Annotated in this window: 13 protein-coding genes; 8 read left to right on the top strand and 5 right to left on the bottom strand. The window is 44.3% G+C overall.

Features of this window, described 5'->3' with window-relative positions; translation table 11 throughout:
- Positions 1–298: TetR-like C-terminal domain-containing protein (locus tag AC2JBO_RS16470; RefSeq protein WP_496954734.1), on the bottom strand; the 298-nt coding region annotated here is incomplete at its 3' end.
- Positions 299–632: 334 nt separating this feature from the next.
- Positions 633–1,049 (bottom strand): hypothetical protein, encoded by a 417-nt coding sequence (locus AC2JBO_RS16465; protein ID WP_496954733.1) that lies wholly within the window; start codon positions 1,047–1,049, stop codon positions 633–635.
- 246 nt (positions 1,050–1,295) lie between these two features.
- Between AC2JBO_RS16465 and AC2JBO_RS16460 the strand changes: the two genes are divergently transcribed.
- Both AC2JBO_RS16460 and AC2JBO_RS16455 read left to right on the top strand, forming a co-directional pair.
- Positions 1,296–1,658: a hypothetical protein gene (locus AC2JBO_RS16460; protein ID WP_496954732.1), complete on the top strand. Its 363-nt coding sequence runs from the start codon at positions 1,296–1,298 to the stop codon at positions 1,656–1,658.
- Positions 1,659–1,669: 11 nt separating this feature from the next.
- A complete protein-coding gene (locus AC2JBO_RS16455; RefSeq protein ID WP_496954731.1) occupies positions 1,670–2,071 on the top strand; it encodes a type II toxin-antitoxin system VapC family toxin in 402 nt (133 codons plus the stop codon).
- A 58-nt stretch (positions 2,072–2,129) separates the two neighbouring features.
- Here AC2JBO_RS16455 and AC2JBO_RS16450 read toward each other — a convergent pair whose 3' ends face one another.
- On the bottom strand, positions 2,130–2,981 hold the full coding sequence (locus AC2JBO_RS16450) for an FAD-binding domain-containing protein (RefSeq protein ID WP_496954730.1): 852 nt from the start codon (positions 2,979–2,981) through the stop codon (positions 2,130–2,132).
- A gap of 96 nt (positions 2,982–3,077) precedes the next feature.
- Between AC2JBO_RS16450 and AC2JBO_RS16445 the strand changes: the two genes are divergently transcribed.
- The 3 genes from AC2JBO_RS16445 (at position 3,078) to AC2JBO_RS16435 (ending at position 6,041) form a co-directional block, all read left to right on the top strand.
- Positions 3,078–3,758: a L,D-transpeptidase family protein gene (locus tag AC2JBO_RS16445; RefSeq protein ID WP_496954729.1), complete on the top strand. Its 681-nt coding sequence runs from the start codon at positions 3,078–3,080 to the stop codon at positions 3,756–3,758.
- A 34-nt stretch (positions 3,759–3,792) separates the two neighbouring features.
- Positions 3,793–5,289, top strand: coding sequence for a protein kinase domain-containing protein (locus tag AC2JBO_RS16440; protein WP_496954728.1), 1,497 nt, complete (start codon positions 3,793–3,795; stop codon positions 5,287–5,289).
- 335 nt (positions 5,290–5,624) lie between these two features.
- Positions 5,625–6,041, top strand: a complete 417-nt coding sequence (locus tag AC2JBO_RS16435; RefSeq protein ID WP_496954727.1) for an RDD family protein — start codon at positions 5,625–5,627, stop codon at positions 6,039–6,041.
- Positions 6,042–6,112: 71 nt separating this feature from the next.
- Here the strand turns inward: AC2JBO_RS16435 and AC2JBO_RS16430 are convergent, their stop codons facing one another.
- A complete protein-coding gene (locus AC2JBO_RS16430; protein ID WP_496954726.1) occupies positions 6,113–6,346 on the bottom strand; it encodes a hypothetical protein in 234 nt (77 codons plus the stop codon).
- Between AC2JBO_RS16430 and AC2JBO_RS16425 the strand changes: the two genes are divergently transcribed.
- The 3 genes from AC2JBO_RS16425 to AC2JBO_RS16415 all read left to right on the top strand — a co-directional run bounded on the left by AC2JBO_RS16425 (position 6,345) and on the right by AC2JBO_RS16415 (position 7,388).
- The gene (locus AC2JBO_RS16425; RefSeq protein ID WP_496954725.1) at positions 6,345–6,473 is read left to right on the top strand and encodes a hypothetical protein; all 129 of its coding nucleotides are present in this window, start codon (positions 6,345–6,347) and stop codon (positions 6,471–6,473) included. The two genes, AC2JBO_RS16430 and AC2JBO_RS16425, sit on opposite strands and share 2 nt — an antisense overlap.
- 261 nt (positions 6,474–6,734) lie before the next feature.
- On the top strand, positions 6,735–7,196 hold the full coding sequence (locus AC2JBO_RS16420; RefSeq protein WP_496954724.1) for a hypothetical protein: 462 nt from the start codon (positions 6,735–6,737) through the stop codon (positions 7,194–7,196).
- An 18-nt stretch (positions 7,197–7,214) separates the two neighbouring features.
- Positions 7,215–7,388 (top strand): hypothetical protein, encoded by a 174-nt coding sequence (locus AC2JBO_RS16415; protein ID WP_496954723.1) that lies wholly within the window; start codon positions 7,215–7,217, stop codon positions 7,386–7,388.
- Positions 7,389–7,579: 191 nt separating this feature from the next.
- Here AC2JBO_RS16415 and AC2JBO_RS16410 read toward each other — a convergent pair whose 3' ends face one another.
- A complete protein-coding gene (locus AC2JBO_RS16410; RefSeq protein ID WP_496954722.1) occupies positions 7,580–18,949 on the bottom strand; it encodes a beta strand repeat-containing protein in 11,370 nt (3,789 codons plus the stop codon).
- Between the last annotated feature and the right edge of the window lie 382 nt (positions 18,950–19,331).

The raw sequence follows: 19,331 nt of genomic DNA, 5'->3' as shown, positions 1-19,331 counted from the left end.
GCGTTGTGTTAAACATCCGCGCAGCATGAATCGTTTCATCTTGACTTAAAGCAAATCCTCCAAAAACTTTGCCGTAAAATGCTATAAGTCGCTTAATAATAGGCGCAAACTCTGGGTCTTCTAACTGCAATGGGTGATTCGTCACAACTCTATATAGTGCCGGACTTTCACGCGCGCAACTTCTATAGGTATAAGCAGCAGTTTTCAATAACTCCCTTTTATCCTCAATGCCTTCAGTACTCTGAAAGTACACATCCAAAAATTGGTGCCAACCTTCCAAGACTACCGCGCGTCGCAATGCTTCGTTTCCAGAAAAGTGATTATATATAGCGCCTGAATTCCTAGCTACCTAGCAACCCGGTTTACCCCTAATCCTGATTCACCTTCTTTATGTAGACAAGCAATGGCAGCTTCTACAATATCTTTCTGTGTTAGCGTTTGCCCTTTCGGACGTGGCATATTGTGATTTGACAATAAAAAACTAATGCTATTAGTTTAAACTAATAGCATTAGTTGTGTCAAGTTGTAGCATAGGCTTCTAGCCTGTGCAGTCTGCACACGGAGAATAGAGTTAAAAGGAATGAACCACAAAGACACAAAGGACACAAAGAAAGAGGTAGGAGGAGAGTCAATTAATCAAACACGTATTTTTCGGCAACTTTCCAGTAACGCGAGAAGCGCTTGAGGTCGATGTAACCGTCGTAGTCAAAGAAGGGGTCTACTTCAAACACTTCTAATTCGAGACTTTTTTCAATTTCATCACAAATCTTGTTAAACCGAGGACTGGGACTATCTGTGGTAACAACTTGAGTCGCGTTGTTTTCCTTGGCAAATGCTAAAACTTCTTTTGCCACGTCACCGCGTCGAATAGTAACAGGTAGTTCTAGCAAGCATTCGTAAATAAACGTAATACGCTTGAGAGAAATTTGCCATTCGTCAAGCAAAGCATCATCCCATACCCAGATAGCAGGGGCGCCTGGGTATTCTTGAAGTGCAGGGTTTTTGGGACTAAGACAGTCACCGTTTACCCAGATTATTGGTTTTGCCATGAGGTCAGTTAAGTAATTGCTACCGGGGTGTTATTGAATTTTAAGCTTGGTAAAAACAAACTTCAACGGTGCCAAGCTTTGAGCGTGTTAAATGCTGTGTATTTACGAGTTGAACTACCACAACAGATTCAGCAGGGTTTCTTGGTGGAGGTATTAAAAACGTGCGGAAAAGTTAGGCACTGCCGCATGTGTCGCTCTTAAACAAAACCTGTTAAAGTAGTATAAAATAAAGTACATTTAATAAATATGCCTGAACAAGTAAAAGAGAAAAAATTATTACAAAGTAACTGGACTGAACCGTCTCAAGACTCTCTTGCATCGATAGTGCTAGAAATAGAAAAAATACCTCAAGAACACTGGTCAAACTTACTGCAAATTATTCGTTTATTTCGTGAAAGTGTAATAAATAAAACACCACCAGCAAATACCACTTCAGAAGTGATAAGTCAATTAACAAATCTAGACCCAGTAGTCAAAGCAGCACGACAGCAAGCGCTTTCCCAACTTCTAGAAACATGGGCTTCAAAAGGAGATGAACAAGAGCAAAAAGAAACCTGGGCAATTCTAAGTCAAGCTTTAGGTGTGAATGACAACAGCATTTCTACCTAACTGAGTCTTGTATGAGCAGGTTTGTTTTATTAGATTCTGGACCTTTGGGAATGTTAACTAATCCCAAAGCAACACCCCTATGTGAAGAATGCAGGCTGTGGTTTACTAATCTAGCATCAAAAAACTACGAAGAGATTTTGCCTGAAATTACCGACTACGAGGTGCGACGTGAATTACTTCGTGCTGGGAAATTAGCTGGGGTCAGACAACTCGACTTACTTAAAACACTGATTCCATATTTGACTATTACCACAGAAACAATGCTTAAAGCTGCTGAATTGTGGGCAGAGTCACGACGTTCTGGAAAGCCAACCGCAGACCCAAAAGAACTTGATGGTGATGTGATTTTAGCAGCACAGGCGATAATAGATATACAAACAGGCACCTTTAAACAATCTCCAGTTGCAGCCTAATTCAATAAATGTTAATGGTGATTCAGGGTTACAATATGTAACCCCAACTAATTAATACTTAGCGTCTGCGTTTGCCTTTTTGCCAGCTTTGACTGTTGTCTTTTTGGACAAATTCACCTTTGGGAAATATTTTGGCTTCTAGTTTTTCGTAGCTGCCTTCAAAGTCGCATTTTCCGTATAGTGGGCATTTTTTACAGTAGACCCCTTCGGTGTAACGTTCTAGGTTCTCGCGGTTGAAGAAGTAGGGTTTGTGGCTGAAGGTGCTTGCTACCCATTGCCATGACATGTTGTTAGAAGCTGGGTCGCCGTCTAATAGGTGTTCGAGAAACCATTTGGCGCCTGCTTGCCAGCGAATTCGGCGCCAGTGAACGATATAAGCGGCTAACCACATTCGCATATGGTTATGTAAGTAGCCTACTTCTCGGAGGTCGCGACTAAAACTATCTATACAAACTAGTCCAGTTGTTCCTTCACGGATATCTTGGGGTAATTCTGTGGCGTATTCGTTGGCGCCATATCCGGTTTTATATTCTTCTTGGTCTTTCCAGATACCGTCACCAAGTTTCATGTAAAGTCTTTGCCAGTAGTCACGCCAGCCTAATTCGTTGACAAATTTAGCTGCTTCGTCTTGGTTGCGAATTTTACTAAAGGCAAAGTCTCTGGCTTCGCGTAACCCTAATACACCGTAACGGATGTAAGGGGATAAACGAGTTACGGCGCCTGTTAAAAAGTTACGTGATTTCGCGTACTTAACGGGTTCAACTTTTTGAAGTGCTGTTTCCGCAGCTTGGCGCCCACCAACAAGTTGACTAATATGGTCGTCGCGTTCTGCTGCTTCAGGAAATTGTTCTTTTAAATATGCTGCCAACTCTTCGCGGTTGGCAAAGTCGCGTCGCATGTCGTTAGTCATTAGTTGATAAATTGGTGTGTAAGTCCTATTAGGGGTAAACTAAAAATAAGTGTTTCGGTTAGTTTAGTTATATTTTTTACCATTGTTGGCAAAAAAGTGAACAATTACTTTGCAAAAAGTTTTATACTCCGTGTTCTCCTAGTTTTTTCTCCGGTTCCATTATTATATTTACTGCTATCGAGGTTTGGTTACGTCATTCCAATTACTGATTTGCCAGGAATGTTATGTATAAACGGTTGTACTTCGCAGTCGTTTGTTCATACACCTATTAGAGGGTATGAGATGCTTAATACAGATAAAGCTTTAAAGGAGTTAATTAACGAAACGATAAATAAAAGCAAAACTTCGATTTTGATTGAAAAATCAAAGTACCGTTTAACGCTTTACTATAACCAAGTGCCGATTAAATCTTACCCAGTCGTATTTGGTGGCAACCCTGTGGGAGATAAATTACACGAAGGGGATAATCGTACTCCCGAAGGATTACTTAAAATTAAAGACTTGTACCTGCATCCCCAGTGGTCAAAGTTTATATGGTTAGACTACCCAAATAGGGAATCTTGGAAAAAACATCTGTTAGCAAAATCAGAAGGAGAGTTTGATTGGTTTTTGCCTGTTGGTGGACAAGTTGGAATTCATGGTGTTCCTCAAGGTAGTGACGGAATTATAGATAAACGCCAAAACTGGACTTTGGGATGTCCTTCGTTAAAAAATAAAGATGTTGATGAATTATACGAAGTTGTGCAGCGAGGTACTGTAGTAGAAATATTACCCTAACTCCGCTCCTCAGCACTCAGCACTCAGCACTATTATGAATTTGTGTATAAACCCTAATTGTGATAAGCCGCAAAATTCTGATACTAATCGCTTTTGTGCGAACTGCGGTTCTGAATTGTTACTTGCTGGACGTTACCGAGTATTGAGGCAACTTGATAACTGTACTTCTGGTGATACATATGAGGTTCGTGAGGTTGGCAGTGATATATGTAAGGTGTTGCAAGTCTTGACTGTTGAAAAACCTCAAGTTATAGAGTCGTTTGAGAAAACAGTAACAGCACTCAAAGCTATAAATTATCCTGGTATCCCAAAAGTTGAGGCAAACGATTATTTTATTTATTTCCCGCGCGATAAATCTGCTCGGTTACACTGTTTCATAATGCAGAAAATCGAGGGTTTAAATTTATATGAATATTTAGCGCAATCAAATAATAACCATATCAACGAACAGCTAGCAGTTAAATGGTTACAACAAGTGGTGAATATTGTCCAACAAATTCATAATGATAATTTACTGCATCTACGCATCAATCCATCAAACTTGATAGTTAAACAAGACGATGAAAATTTAGCATTAATTGGTTTTGGTCAACCTTATATACAATCTGAAAATGTAACTTATAAACCGATTATTGCTTACATTCCACCTGAACAGTTTCACGGTAATATTGTTCCACAATCTGATATTTTTGCCATAGCGCGCGTTTTTGCTTTCCTTGTCACAGGTAAAGACCCTAGTAAACATCTTGATATTTACGAACCGACTTCAAACGAACCAAGCTCAAATGCAAAAACTTGGCGCCATTATGCATCACAAATATCACCAAAATTATTAGATTTACTCGATACGATGATGGACGAAGTGCCTAAGCAGCGTCCAGACACGCACTCAATATTAAAGATATTAACATCGCAGCAGGCGCCATATATAGAATTACCCAACTCAGTTAAACCGTCTTTGTCAACAAAATGGGGAAAGTTTGAAATTAACTTTTTACTATCTTGGATACTGGCAACTATTACAGGTATAATGATTGGTGGTTTAATTGGTTTTATAATTGGCTTCGCAACAGAATTTATGGTTGGCGCCATAACCAAAAATGTAACTATTGGCTATATCTCTGGTGGCGCCATATTTGGTTTGATAACTGGGATATTAGTAGGAGCAGCACAAAGTCTAGTATTGCATCAACATAACTATAAATATAAATGGTGGATGCTAGTAACAATGTTAGGGTTTACAGTTGAAGGAATTTTGAGTGTGTTGACCGGGTATGGTGCCAAAGGTGAAATGATTATCATACCAAGTATTGCAGTTGGATTATTCCAGTGGTTAGTATTGCGGCAACATGTAAGACGTGCGTATTGGTGGATACTAGCAAGTAGCGGTAGTGGTGTTGTTGGAATTGCCGCTTATAAAGGTGTACAATATTCTCTGGGTAATGCTTACAATATTTTCGGTGGTATTCTAGGTTTAGTAGGTTTTGGCTTAATAACAGGAATTTTTATTCTCTTGTGGTGGAAACCTTAACCAAGAATGTAGGGTGCGTTACGGCATGTAACAGCTAGGAACGAAGCGATAATATAATGCCGTAACGCACTATGTAATGATAGTATCTTAGGAATTGATATTTACAATAGAATAAAGCATTTATTAGATAATGCCTCCAGTATATTTGCAAAAATTAATAAATAATCAAAAATACTTGTAGCTCTTGACACAGTAGCTATGTCATAGGTTATTTTAGGTTGATATTTTACAAATGCTTCTTTTTCCTACTTTTTAGGAATTTTAGAATCAAATTTTGGTATCATGTAGAACTACTATATCAATGTTTAGTACTAATTAATAGTCAGGAGTAAGCTATGAAATACACAGGCTTTTGGAAACGATTTGCAGCTGCATTTCTTGATGGAATAATATTATATATTATCTCTTTTCTTGCTGGATTTGCGATTGGTGTAGTGGTTGGACTAACCAGTCGAAATACAGAAGGAGCGCAAATCCTTGGTGGTCTAGCAGGTTTAGTGATAGGTTGGCTTTACTATGCATTACAGGAAAGCTCTCCAAAACAAGCTACACTTGGCAAACAAGCATTAGGTATTTATGTTACTGATATCGAAGGTAAAAGAATTTCATTTGCACGAGCCACTGGTAGATATTTTGCCAAGTATCTTTCTAGTTTAATATTACTAATTGGCTATATCATGGCAGCGTTCACTGAGAAGAAGCAGGCTTTACATGACATGATTGCAAGTACTTTAGTCGTAGAAAAAGGTTAATAGCTTATATTTAATAAGGAAAGCGCAAAGGAGAAAGTGTAAAGCTTTCCCCTTTTCTTTTCATTATATCTTTACTTTTTAAATCGCTGTACCATTTCAGCCACGCGCGTTCCGAGTTTGTGTGCTGTTAACCTATCACCTGGGTCGAGTTCAGCAGGTTTACCACTCATATCTAATACGCTTTGTCCCATTACTCCTAAATATGAACCTAAGCGGTTAATACCGTCATCTTTGCCTAAAAGGAAACTAGATAATTCACCAGGATTAATCCATGTCATACTGTGTTGTGCAGCATTAATTGTCATGTACAATAAAGTACCTTGTTTGTCACCACTTGGCGAACTAGAATATTTACTTCATTTGCGTATTAACCCATCTAACTTTATAGTTAAATCTGATGATGAAAATTTGGCATTAATTGGTTTTGGGTAACCTCATATACAATCTGAAAATGTTACATATAAACCAATTATTGCTTATACACCACCTGAACAGTTTCATGGTAGTGTTGTCCCACAATCTGATATTTTTGCTGTCGCGGGCGTTTTTGCTTTTCTAGTCACAGGTAAAGACTCTAGCAAACACCTCGATATTTACGAACCAAGTTCAGACGAAAAAACTTGGCGCCATTATGCATCACAAATATCACCCAAGTTATTAGACTTACTTGATAAAATGATGGACGAAGTGCCTATGCAGCGTCCAGATACAAATTCAATATTAAAGGTATTAACACAACAGGCGCCATACATAGAATTACCTAACTCTGTCAAACCATCAGTGTCAATAAAATGGGGAAAGTTTGAAATTAACTTTTTACTATCTTGGATACTGGCAACTCTAACAGGTGTAACAATTGGTGGTTTAATTGGTTTTATAATTGGCTTTGCAACTGAGTTTATGATTGGCGCCATAACTAAAAATGTAACTATTGGCTATATATCTGGTGGCGCCATATTTGGTTTGATAACTGGAATATTAGTAGGAGCAGCACAAAGTCTAGTATTGCATCAACATAACTATAAATATAAATGGTGGATGCTAGTAACGACTTTGGGATTTACCGCTGAGGGAATTTTAAGTGTAGTAACTGGATATGGCGCCAAAAGCGAAATGATAATTATACTAAGTTTTGCACTAGGGTTATGCCAATAGTTAGTACTGCAAAAACATGTGAGACGCGCTTATTGGTGGGTATTAGCAAGTAGTGGTGGCGTGATTGGAATTGGCGTTTATAAAGGCGTACAATACTTTTTGGGTAATGCTTACAGCTTATTTGGTGGTATTTTGGGTTTAGTTGCTTTCGCAGTAATTACAGGAATTTCAATTATTGTGCGGTTAAAGTAGGCGAAGAACAATGAATGCGTCCTGAACCGGAAATGTAGAGACCGTACATCAACGGTCTCTACATACTTGTTTCTATGAAATGATGGGCTAGCTAGATTTACTAGATATACTTTCAAGTTTTATTTTGTCTCTACATACTTGTTTCTATGAAATGATGGGCGCCACCCCCCAAATAGCGCTTCTGTATGCTTTTAAGCTGCCGTTCGCTTCTGGTAAGCGCGTTGGATGATATTATTCGCTTGTATGGGAGCTTCAACGAATATCGCGTCCCCAGCTAGGAGGGTGAGAGTACCGTTAGTAGCTGTAATCCGTCTAAGTACTTCCAGATTGTCATTTTCCACGAAGTTGCCGGAATTGGGAGTATCTAGGGCGGTAATGGTGATATCCCCGTTGTTGGTGACAATTACGCCCGTATTTTTGAAGCCGCCGCCACCAGAAGTGAGTTTAATGAGACCTTGGAAAGCAAGAATGGCGCGGAGTTGGGTACTACCAACAGCTAAAGAACCTGTGGTAAACAGTGACATACCATTCTCGACTAATGCGTCTTTAAGGATTAAATTGCCCGTGTTGTTAATCCACACTCCGTTGAGAGAGTCAATCCTCTCGATAGTTCCCACTTGGGTTTTGAGCGGATTGGCGGCGGTGCCAATACCTCGGAATTTAGAAATACCTAGTTGTGCCACTTTTGCTGTCAAAGCTGCACCGTTAGGATTGGCATCTTGGAGATTATTCCCCTGAATCGTGACGGTGCCGTTGGGAGCTTTTACGTCACGCAAGTAGAGATTTGTAGTTCCTGTAGCATCTAGGTTGATGTCGCCTGTGTTGGCAGTGGCATTGATGTAAGTTTGTGAGTTGATTAACTGGCGCTCATTTGTCGATAATACTGCGTCAACATTTCCTCCTGTCGAAGTTAAGTTGATATTGTACTGGTCTACCTTGTTGCGTTCCGGAGTTAGAGGTGTAGCGCTATAGAAAGGTAATCCTTTGATATTCAAAAATAGGCTGCCACGAGCAGTAACATTTAAATCAGCGGTATCAACATTGGCAGCTAATGGCGGATTAGCTGGGCGGAAATTACTAGGTACGAGATTGAGTTGTAGGCGTGTAGTCGCCGAGCCAATTTCAGCATTGGCAGCGGTGAGGTTGAATTTACCCGCTGTGAGAGCGACGTTAGCATTGTTGGCTTTAATCGCACCAGCTTGGTTAAATATGGTAATTTCTCCTGCCTCGGCGTTAATCGTCTGATTAAAGATAATGTTAGATGCACTACTGGTATTGGAAATTGCCAGACGGGCATTTACTGGTAGCAAGCGGGTCAAGCTGACATCATAGCTATTGCCACCATTAGTCGGGCTGCCGAAGGTGCGGGCAGTCTTGAAGACATACTCAGTTGTGACTGCCTCAGCGGGAGTGGTTGCTAGCAGGTTAACTCGATTAATTACCAGGTTTCTCGCAGATTGATTGGTAATGGTGACATCGCTCAACCGTACCGGATCTGCTTGGATGAAAGTGAGTCCGGTTAGTAAGCCTCCTGCTACGTCGAATCTGGCTACAGGCTTCTGTCCTGCTGGTACGGTGATGTCGTCTACCACTACATCGTTGCCGACGATACGAGCGGTGATATTACTGTTCGGCTCTAAGGTGCCATCGGCTCGGATGGTGAGGTTGCGTGTTTGCTTGGCTCCGGTAAGGAAGACGTTGCCATTAAAGTTGATGGTGTCGTCCGGCAGGATGGGATCGGGTTTACCAAAGGGATAGGAAGAGGGTAGAGATTTTGCTGTCACATATAAGTTGCCTGTTGTCAAGTTCATGTTGCGGCTGGATTCAACCGTCGCCACATTTTGGACACTATCGGTCTTTTTGGGTGCGGTGTTGCTGAAGGACAGGTTGTTGCGAGCAGTAATGTATGTGTTTTTACCGACGTTGATGATGGCATCGCCGATGGAAACCTTACTGTTACTCCAGTTACTATTGAAGCCTTGAATGCGCTCGCTACTCGTTAAGGAGCTGCCCGTAGCGCTGGAAACCGTATCCATTAAACTGTAGCTATCAATACTCAAGTCACCCTGAGCAACGAGGTTAGCGTTATTCTCGATCCGGGTGTTGACAATGTTGTTAGAGTTAGCGATCGCATAGGATGCATCTCCATTTGCTCCATTGGACTGTGCTGTCACCTTACCTGTGGTGCGATGGCTCGATGCACTGCCATCGATTAGGGAAATATTATTACCTGCGTTAATCTTGGCGCTGTTGCCAATAATGGTTCTGGCGACTGGATCGGCTTTAGCGGTAGCGATCGCACCATTCGAGGTGACAACACTTACATTTGACGATGTGGCATTGGCATTGAGGGGAATATTCGTAGTTGATCCCAGATACACATCGCGACCTGCCTTAATACTGACGTTATTACCGAGGGAAGTCAGAACTTCCGGTAGCCCATTAGACGTGGCAGTAGCGCGATCGTTAGAGCTAAAGGTTAAACTACCACTGGTAGCAGTTGCGATAGTAATACCCAGTCCATTCGTATTCCCAGTTACTTTCACATCTCGACCAGATGTAACGTTGGCATCGTTGTCAATATAGCCAAACACTACGGGGCTAATTGTGGCGGTGGCTTTAGATGCACCGATGGTAGCGACAAACCCCACGGTTGTACCTGCAGCATTGGCGGTAGCTTGCTCATTCGAGTTAGCAAACAGCAAGACATCATTACTAACGTTGACTACAGACCCTTTACCAATATGAACATCCACTCCGGGCTGGTTACTAAAGGTACGCTGTGTATTCACAGTGGCGGGATTACCCGGAGTACCTAAAGTAATGGTTGCTGTTGCTTCTGAGCCAACCACTGCACCAACCACACCTGCTTCTACCGCCTTAGAGTTGGCAGTGACGCCATTATTCGCGTTGGCAGTGATATTTAGGTTGCGGATGGGCTGTAGGGCACTGACGGGATTGATGCGAACATTATCATCCAGATAGGCACGAGTAGAACCGCTGACTGTAGCACGAGCAATGCTAGACCCTGCTGCTATTCCAGCCACCGCACCACCTGTAGCTTTAGCATCCAAGATGCGGTTAGCCGTGGCGCCAATGTTCACATCTTGGGCGCGAAGAATATTGACACCCTTACCCAGGTAAGCTTCTTGGGTGCTGTTGTCGTTGAGAATCACCACCCTAGCACCAAGAGCAACTAAACCAGCTGTTCCGGCAAAGGCTTCACCTCTAATACCTTGATTTGGCGTGTCTAAACTGGCATTAATCTGAACATTACCGCCAACATTGACGACGGGACTGTTAATAAATGCCTTGGTTGTGTTATTGATGTTGGCGACTGCTACAGCACCACCGACACCCACGGCGCCACCTGCAACCCCACCCACATTAACTTTAAATTCCACTGTGTCTTTGGCGTTGACGTTAACATCCCGTCCGGCAGTAACGTTGGCAGTACCGATGAAGGCAACAGTACCAATCGGAACTACGGTCGTGATGTTGGTGGTGCTGGTTGTGTTAGTGGTGTTGTTTACGGCGGCAGAGACTTTACCGTTTTGAGACGAGTTTTGCACCTGCGTCTTGGCTGGGGCGATCGCACTACCGACGCTATTCGCATCTTGGCTGGAATAGTTACCCAATAGTGTATTCACATTTGTGGGGGCAATTTGTGCATCCACAAAGCTGCTGACGTTAGCATACTGAGGATTGCTATTAGCATCTTTATCTTGGGTGACCAAACTATCGCGAGCCGTTCCATCCAAATTTGCACCGATGCCGTAAACAGAAACAGCTCCAGCTACACCTACTAATGCCCCCGCTGCACTGACAGCAAGGCTATCAACATTCTTGGTGGCAAAGGCATTTACGTCCACATCTTGAGCGGCGAAGATGGTTGCACCGTTGCCAATATAGGCGCTTGTGTCATTCTTGATGATGCCAATATCCACACCACCAGATAATGCACCGCCCAAAGCACCCGCAACACTGCCATCAATAGCGCGAATTCTGGCATTATTAATGGCGCCAATGTTAATATTCTGGGCGCCAACATTGGCACTATCGGTTACAAATGCTTTGGTCTTAGAGGTAATCATCTCCACAGACACCGCACCAGCCACACCTGCATATAACCCACCAGCCCCTGCCACTGAGACGTTAAACACGTTCTCGCTCGACTGTGCCTGCACTACTAGCCCCTTAATGGGTTTGACTGTGGTAGCACTATTACCAATGCCAGAGAGAGTTGTATCCGTGCCTCCCCCCGCTCTGACGCTGGTAAATTGCCCTAAATACGCTTGGGTGTCTTTGTTAATCACTGTCACACCCACAGATGCGCCGATACCAGCCACACCTAACCCTAACCCAGCACTACCAGCTACACCAGTAGTCTTGGTGTCGTTTTTCGCTGCAACTAGCACGTTACCGTCGGCATCGACTTTGGCACGCTCTCCTATGTAAGCGTAGGTTTGGTTGTCAATTGAAACCACCGACACTGCCCCTGCCGCTGCTAACGCTCCCGAACCCGCTAGGGATGCAGCAAAGGAGACGATATTTTCGGTGGCATTAGCTGTTACCTGCACATCTTGCTTGGCATAGAGTTCTGCCCCTGTGCCAATATATGCCTTAGTGTTGTGCTTGAGGACAGTAACATCAACTCCCGGTGTGGCAGCAACTACCCCAGCGATCGCTACACCACCAGCAACACCCAAGTGATAGAAATCACCACCTGCAGCAACTAACACCTCTTGCAAATTAGTTCCGCCGCTGTTATTTATTTTGGCGTTGTTATCAATGTAGGCATTGGTGTTAATGTTTGAAGGACTTACCGTTGCCGCTACTTGCACACCAGCAACAGCAGAGCCGCTACCACCAACCGCTAAGGTTTCTATTGATTCTTGGGAAGTGGCAGTAATAGCGAGTCCGCGCACCTTGCGGGTATTAGCAGTCGCCAAGCGTTGCTGTACTAGGGTGGGGTCTTTGAGGTCGCTCTTGTTGGCATCAATTGCCGGGGCTTTGATGCTGCCCGCTGCGTTAGATTCCGCACTATAGGACTCCGTGTAAGTACCAGTCTTAGCATCAATACTCTCGAAACCAGGAGCAGCAACAGCAAGGGCATCTACAATCGCATTCTTACCTATTAGGGCTTCCGTTGTCTTATTCACCACCGGAACCCCAGCCGCAGCCCCAACACTGGCAGCAGTACCGCCAATCGCCACTGTACCAATAATTACATTCAGTCTAGTTTGGTCATCGGCGGCAATTAGCATGTTAGAGCGGGCAGTGGCAGTGACATTATCGCCTACTACCGCGCGAGTCATCGCGTTGAGGGTGTAAACGCCTGCTGCACCCGCCAGTCCCACGCTACCGCCAATTCCGGCTGCACCTGACACAGAGAGAATATCTTCCACCGATAAGGCTTGTAGGGTGAGATTGTCATTAGCATAAACATTTGCGGCTGTAGCTTTATCTGTAGAACCTGCAATGTATGCCTGGGTATTCTTGGTAATTACACCAACATCAGCACCCGCACCAATACCGACGGAGCCACCGCCAGCCAGTCCACCTGCAGCACTGATTAGCTTGGTTTCATCCTTGGCGAAGATGTTAACGCCACCTTTAGGTCTCACACCGTTCACCGCTGCATTGATAACCGCTCCCTGGTCAATGTAAGCCAGGGTTGTTTCATTGAATATGTTGACTGTTGCAGAGCCAGCAACACCAACAGTACCAGCACCTGCACCACCAACGGCGATTGGTAACAAATCGGTGCGGGAGGTAGCTGTAAGTGACAGTCCGGTGAAATTAGCTGTTACGGCTTTACCAGTGGCATCGCGTTGCCCGGTGAGGATAGCAATTGCCGGACGATTGCTGTTAGCACTGAGGCGGACATTCTTACCCAGGTAAGCTTTGGTGGTGTCAGTGTTAACAATAGTAGAGTTGGAAATACCCACACCACCTGTACCACCAAAGCCACCTGCACCTGCGATCGTCTTTAGGTTGGCATGATGATCCGCAGCCAAGGAAATGTTGCCCTCAGCTAGTATATTTGCATTATCATTAATGAAAGCTTCAGTGTTAGTTTTGCGATTCAGGACAACGGCAGAGCCAGCAATACCAACGGTACCAGCCGCACCAATACCAGCCGCTATCGCCAAGATATTATCTTTGGATGTGGCGTTGATAATTATATTGTTATTGGAATTGACTGTCGTAGGAGTTGCTGCCGTAGAGTCAATATATGCCTTGACATTTTTGTTAACATCTGAAACATTAGCTGCCGCACCTATTCCCGCAGTTTTTGCACCAGCAAAGCTACCAGCGATACTCAGCATGTCTGTGGTATGGTCAGCCCGTAGTAATAAAAATTGGGCTACCACTGCGGCAGCGTAATCAAGATTAATCTTGGCGCCTTTGCCAATAAATGCTTGTGTTCCTGCTCCCTTGATGATGTTGACCACAGCGGATGCTGCCACAGCGGCTGTTCCACCCCCTGCAACCCCAGCACCAAATAAAAGTCGCTTGTCTACAGTCGTAGCATCAATGATTATACCGTTGCCCGTAAACGTGTTTCCTTGGGGGTCTACAATACCGTTACCAAAGCCTTTGGCAGATACAACAGCATTATCGCCAATGTATGCTTTCACCGACCGATCCACACTGCTCACCGCCGCCGAAAGCCCGACTCCTGCCGTTTGTCCACCTGCTGCCGCACCACCAATACCTAACACGTTGGTGTTATCGTGGGCATCAATTTGTAGGCTGCTATTTGTAGTTACCTGGGCACTATTGCCAATAGAGGCTTCCACTTCTGTGGTGATAATTTGGGCTGAGGCTGAACCAGAAGCACCTGTACCCCCAGGTGCAAGGGCGAAGGAGGCGCCAATAGAGTTGAGATTATTGGTGTTAGATGCAAGGATTTGAATGTCGCCAACAGATGAGAGGGTGACGTTGTTGGCAATAAAAGCTTTGACAGTGGCATCAATAATACCCAGATCAATCGCTGCACCTACGGCTGCCTTGCCTTGCAGTGTCCCAGATACTACCCCAGCAATAGACCAGGTTGTCAGGGTATTCTTCGCATCAATTAAGACACCACCTTTAGTTACCGTCGCTTTCGTGTTGCTACCCAGATAAGCCTGTGTATCATTTCTGAGCAGTCCCAGATTCACAGACCCAGCAATACTAGCCTTTTGAGCAGAACCTGCTGCCCCAGCGCTGATGTTGACAACCAGAGCATTAGAAATTGCTGATGTAACGATATTGCCAGCTTGAATAGTTACATTCTCCGTATAAGCTTTGGTAGTTTTATCGAGATAATTCAAAGCAAAAGAACCACCGATACCAGCATCCTTGGCAATTGCAAAGGCTCCTGCCGTTCCCACTAACAGTGAGTTATTGGTAGCATTTATTTTCAGTTTCTCACCAGCGATAATCGTGCCAGAATTCTTAATATAAGCCTGAACATTGGGAGTAAAGAAATTCAGAGCTGTATCCCCAGACAAGCCAAAGCCAAATTGCTTATTCTGCACGGGGTTTTGCGCCGCCGAGCCAAAGCTGTCATCAAATAAGCTGGCAATGTTGTTTGCTACTGCGTCATCCTCTGGAACAGGGGGTTGATACCCTGGAGCTGCTGCCCCTGCCAGGGAGATATTTACAACTTTTTGGTCGGAATTTGCCGTGACGCTGATATCACCACCCGCCGTCACTGAGCCGCGCGCCGTTTCCAAGGAATTGACTGGCAGAGTATCAGTCCCGATATAAGCACGGACAACGGTGTTAATTTTATTGATACCCGCGCTCACACCAATACCGACATTGCCCGCAATCGCCAAACTACCGGAGCCATTGGCATTTAAAAGGTTGTCATTGGCATTAACAGCAACATTTCGTCCCGCCTTAATTGTGGCGTTGGTATCAATGTAGGCGATGGATTGATTATCTAAGTTGACAAAATTAATGGCGCCATCAATACCGAGGCGATCCGATTTGCTGCCAGCCTGGGCTAGGGTGACATGGTAATTAAACGTATCCGCCTTCACTTCAACATCTCGGCTAGCAGACACCTTGGCATCACTAGCAATATAGGCTTTCGCGGCGTTGTTTAAAGTAATGGCATCCACCGAGCCACCAAACCCAGTCGCACCACCACCAGCACCACCAACGTTTTGATTGAGTGCCAAGTTGAGCGTTGAGAACTGACCTGCGACGTTAAGGGTAGTGACACCAGCAAAGGCATTCACCTTCACATCTTGAGTAGTTGGTGGGTTCTGGAGATTTTGATTTATCTTCGCCCCTTCAGCAATATATGCCGTCGCGCCATTATTAATATCGAGAATGTTGACACCACCAGCTATCCCAGCCTTGCCACCCTCCTTAAGCTTACCATCCGACTCCTGAACCGTACCGCCCGAATGAACTAGGGTTGTGGAAATATTACCTAACGTCGTGGAGGTAGAGAGGATAGGGTTAATCAAGCCGTCAAAAAGTACTGTCTTCAGCTTACCCAAGGTAAATTGACCGTCATCCCAGGCAGCAGTAATACCTTTGTTTGGATCGTTCGTCTGGGGCTGACCGCTGGGTAGGGATAGGTTCAACTCGAACAGTTGGAAATTGCGAGCAACTTCGGCATTAGCATTGACTAAGAGTGTTGCTCCAGAATCCACCGTCGCATTTTTACCAATGTAGGCATTTGCTTTGTTAGTGAAGTTGGCGATATTAACCGCGCCACCGACACTACCCGTTTCTGCACCGCCTGCACTCGCTGTGGCGCTAGCTTGGGGATTCTCCCATGCTTTGGCATTGACGGTAACATTACCACCCGCAGATACGCGCGCTCCCTCACCAATAAAAGCATCGGCTGTATTACTACTATTGACAAAGGTAACAGCCGCTGAGACAGCTAAAGAAGGCGCACCAGAGGTTTCAGCAAAATTAACAACCTTGCCTCCACCTGCTAAGGTCTTTTTACCCACCGTTCCCAAAAAGCTACTTTGCAGTTTGCTGCCATAGCCAATGAGTTTACCGCCGAGCGATTGAATGCCTCTACCAGCCCCCTTCGCAGCCGCTCTGATAGTATCTGAATTCTGCTTGGGAGCGCTCACCGATGCCGATGACCGCGTAATATTTTTGGTATCTATAGACTGGGCATCAATTGTAGTGTCTTGGGTGGTGTTAATAGTGCCGTTCATCGAGGTGGTGGCACGAGACTGAAAATCGCTCAGGACGACAGTTACCCCTAACCCCAGCGGTCCAGTTGCCTGGAATCCCATTGCACTAGCTGTATTTTCAAAAGAGTTAGTATTCTTGGCTAAAACATTGGCATTCAGCGCTGTGACTGTTACCCCCTTCTGAATATCAGCAGTGGATGTGGAAATCCCTTTGGCATAGGAAAAGGCGATATCTCCACCAAAGCCACCGGATGGTGTTGAGAGTAGGGTGGGGAGGTCGGGAACGTAGGTAGAAACGGCGACGGTATTATTGACTATTGCCTTCATATCGAAAGCACCCCCCGCCGTGATGTTGGCGCCCTTAGTTCCATCCCCTTTCAGAATGACGGTTGCTGTGGGGGTAGAACTAGCATAGGTTGCCCCTAAGTACGCCCCAATGGTCGTCATTTGGGCATTAGCAAGGGCGTTAGAATACAGTTTGACATTATTGCCAGCAGTAATTTTTGCCCCTGACCCGACGGTAATGGTAGCAGTGGCATCGGCTTTGATAGCAGCAGCTAACAAGCTAAATTGCAATAGTGCGGATTCATCTATCTGGGTGGCTAAGTCAGATTCCGGTGTGATTGATTTAGCCACTACATCTTTAAACGGATCGGCGGTGCCATTGTTGAGATATAAGGAAGGTACTTGAGCCAGACCAACTAATACTAAATCGCGCTTACCATCGCCATTTAAATCAGAGGTGGCAATCGCCCGTGCATTTCCTGCAGCCGTCGGGTCAATATTCACACCCGTACCAGTAAAGGGTGTGCCAGTACCATTGTTTAAAAACAGGCGAATGGGTTCTTTGCTATTGCCGAGAATCAAATCTAGTTTCCCATCACTATTCACATCAGCTAGCGCTAGCGATGCCGTCGTATCAGTACCAGTACCAATATTTATCGCCGTACTACTAAAGGGATTTGCCGTGCCATTATTCAGGAATAACCGCGTTGGCTGTCCATTGTTGCCCAGAATTACGTCAATTCTACCATCACCGTTCACATCTCCTAGCGCTATAGAAGTAGTCGCATCGGCGCCAGTGCCGATATTTATCGCTGTGCTACTAAAAGGATTTGCCGTGCCATTATTTAGGAATAGCTGGGTAAACTTGGGACTATTTGCCTGTCCAGTTTGACCCTGAATCAAATCTAGCCTGCCATCACCGTTCACATCAGCTAATGCGACAGCTGTGGTGGCATCAGTATTAGAGCCAAAGGTTTGGGCAGTACCACTGAAAGGATTATTACTGCCATTGTTGAGGAATACTTGGCTAGGGGCTTGGAAATTACCAATAACTAAATCTAGCTTGTTATCTCCATTCACATCCCCCAACACCACAGACATGGTTTTTTGAGTGGTGATATCAATTGGTGTGGCGCCAAAGAAGGGGTTAGTGGTACTGCTACCATTATTCAGCCATAGTTGAGTAGGGGCGCCATCACTACCGAGAATTAGGTCAAGCTTGCCATCACCGTTGACATCACCTAACGCAAGAGAAGTGGTTTTGTTCGTACCTGTCAGGGTAATTGCATTTACATCCTTAAACGGGTCAACAGTGCCATTATTTAAATAAAGCTGGCTAGGGGCATTGTAGTTACCAACTATCAAATCGACTTTGCCATCACCATTGACATCCCCCAGCACTGTGGCTCGTGTATCGTAAACTAAATTTTTGTCGAGCTTGGCAGTTTTGGTAGTTGCAGCATCCGTGGTGATGGAGACGTTTCTACCATTGATAGTGGCATTGCCAATATCTATCGCTGCGTTGGATTGTTTCTGTTTCAGTACAGCGCTACCGAAGTTTAGTTCTACCCTGTTAGTGACATCCAGGTTCACATCTCCCTGCGAGGTAATAATCACCCCATCCACCACCTTAATGCTATTGCCTGCCTTGACATTCAGATTGCCGACGACGGTGATATTATTCAAAATCACATCGTCGGTATCGTTAATAGTTAGGGGGGCGGTAAATCCGGGTAGGGAATCTATTGTTATGGTATCGGCTCCAGCCCCCGCATTAATTGTTAAGGAAGTGGTGGGAATTGCAAACGTGACGCTGGCAAAGGTGCTGTTTAAACTTTCAATCGTAATTGTGCCAGCCGTTGCCCCAGCCTTGATACGAATTTGGTCAGCTTTCTCTGTTCCCCCAAAGATGCGCTCGCTATCAGTACCTGTGAGTAGAGGTGCTGCATCCTGTGGAGTGATATTACTTAAACTATTAGGCGCCTGTGAGGATGCTAACTGAGCTTTGAGTGGATCTTCTAGTGGGTTCACAGTTGTGACACCGAACTGAGGACTTAGATTACCTGTTGCAGTTCCAAATGGCGATGACTTGGTATCTGTAAACTCCATATTGCTAAACCTCGTAGTAATTCTGTGAGAAAATACAAGAAAAATGTCAAAATTAATGCAAATAGAGATGTTACGTGTAACGTCTCATACGTTGCAAAATTGCCTTTCGGGCTAAAAATACGTCTAGAAATATGAAGGAGAATTAACAAAAACTAACAAAAATTGAATAAATTTGATACTTACAACAGAATCAACTGTTGCAGGTAGCTTGAAATGGCATAATCTTTTTAAAATTGTTCACTTCTGCTCACATTAAGCTAATTCACCAATTTTACAAATCTGAAAAAGTATGAAAAAATGAGAATTGTTCTAGTGTATTATTTACAACAACTCAAATATTGTTAAAAAATTTTAAGATTAGACACGTTAAATACTTCTAATC

It is taken from the genome of Calothrix sp. CBUCES-K 9914 (assembly GCF_059640475.1).
The sequence above is the reverse complement of the archived record's forward strand: the minus strand, read 5'-3'. Positions and strand labels throughout refer to the sequence as shown.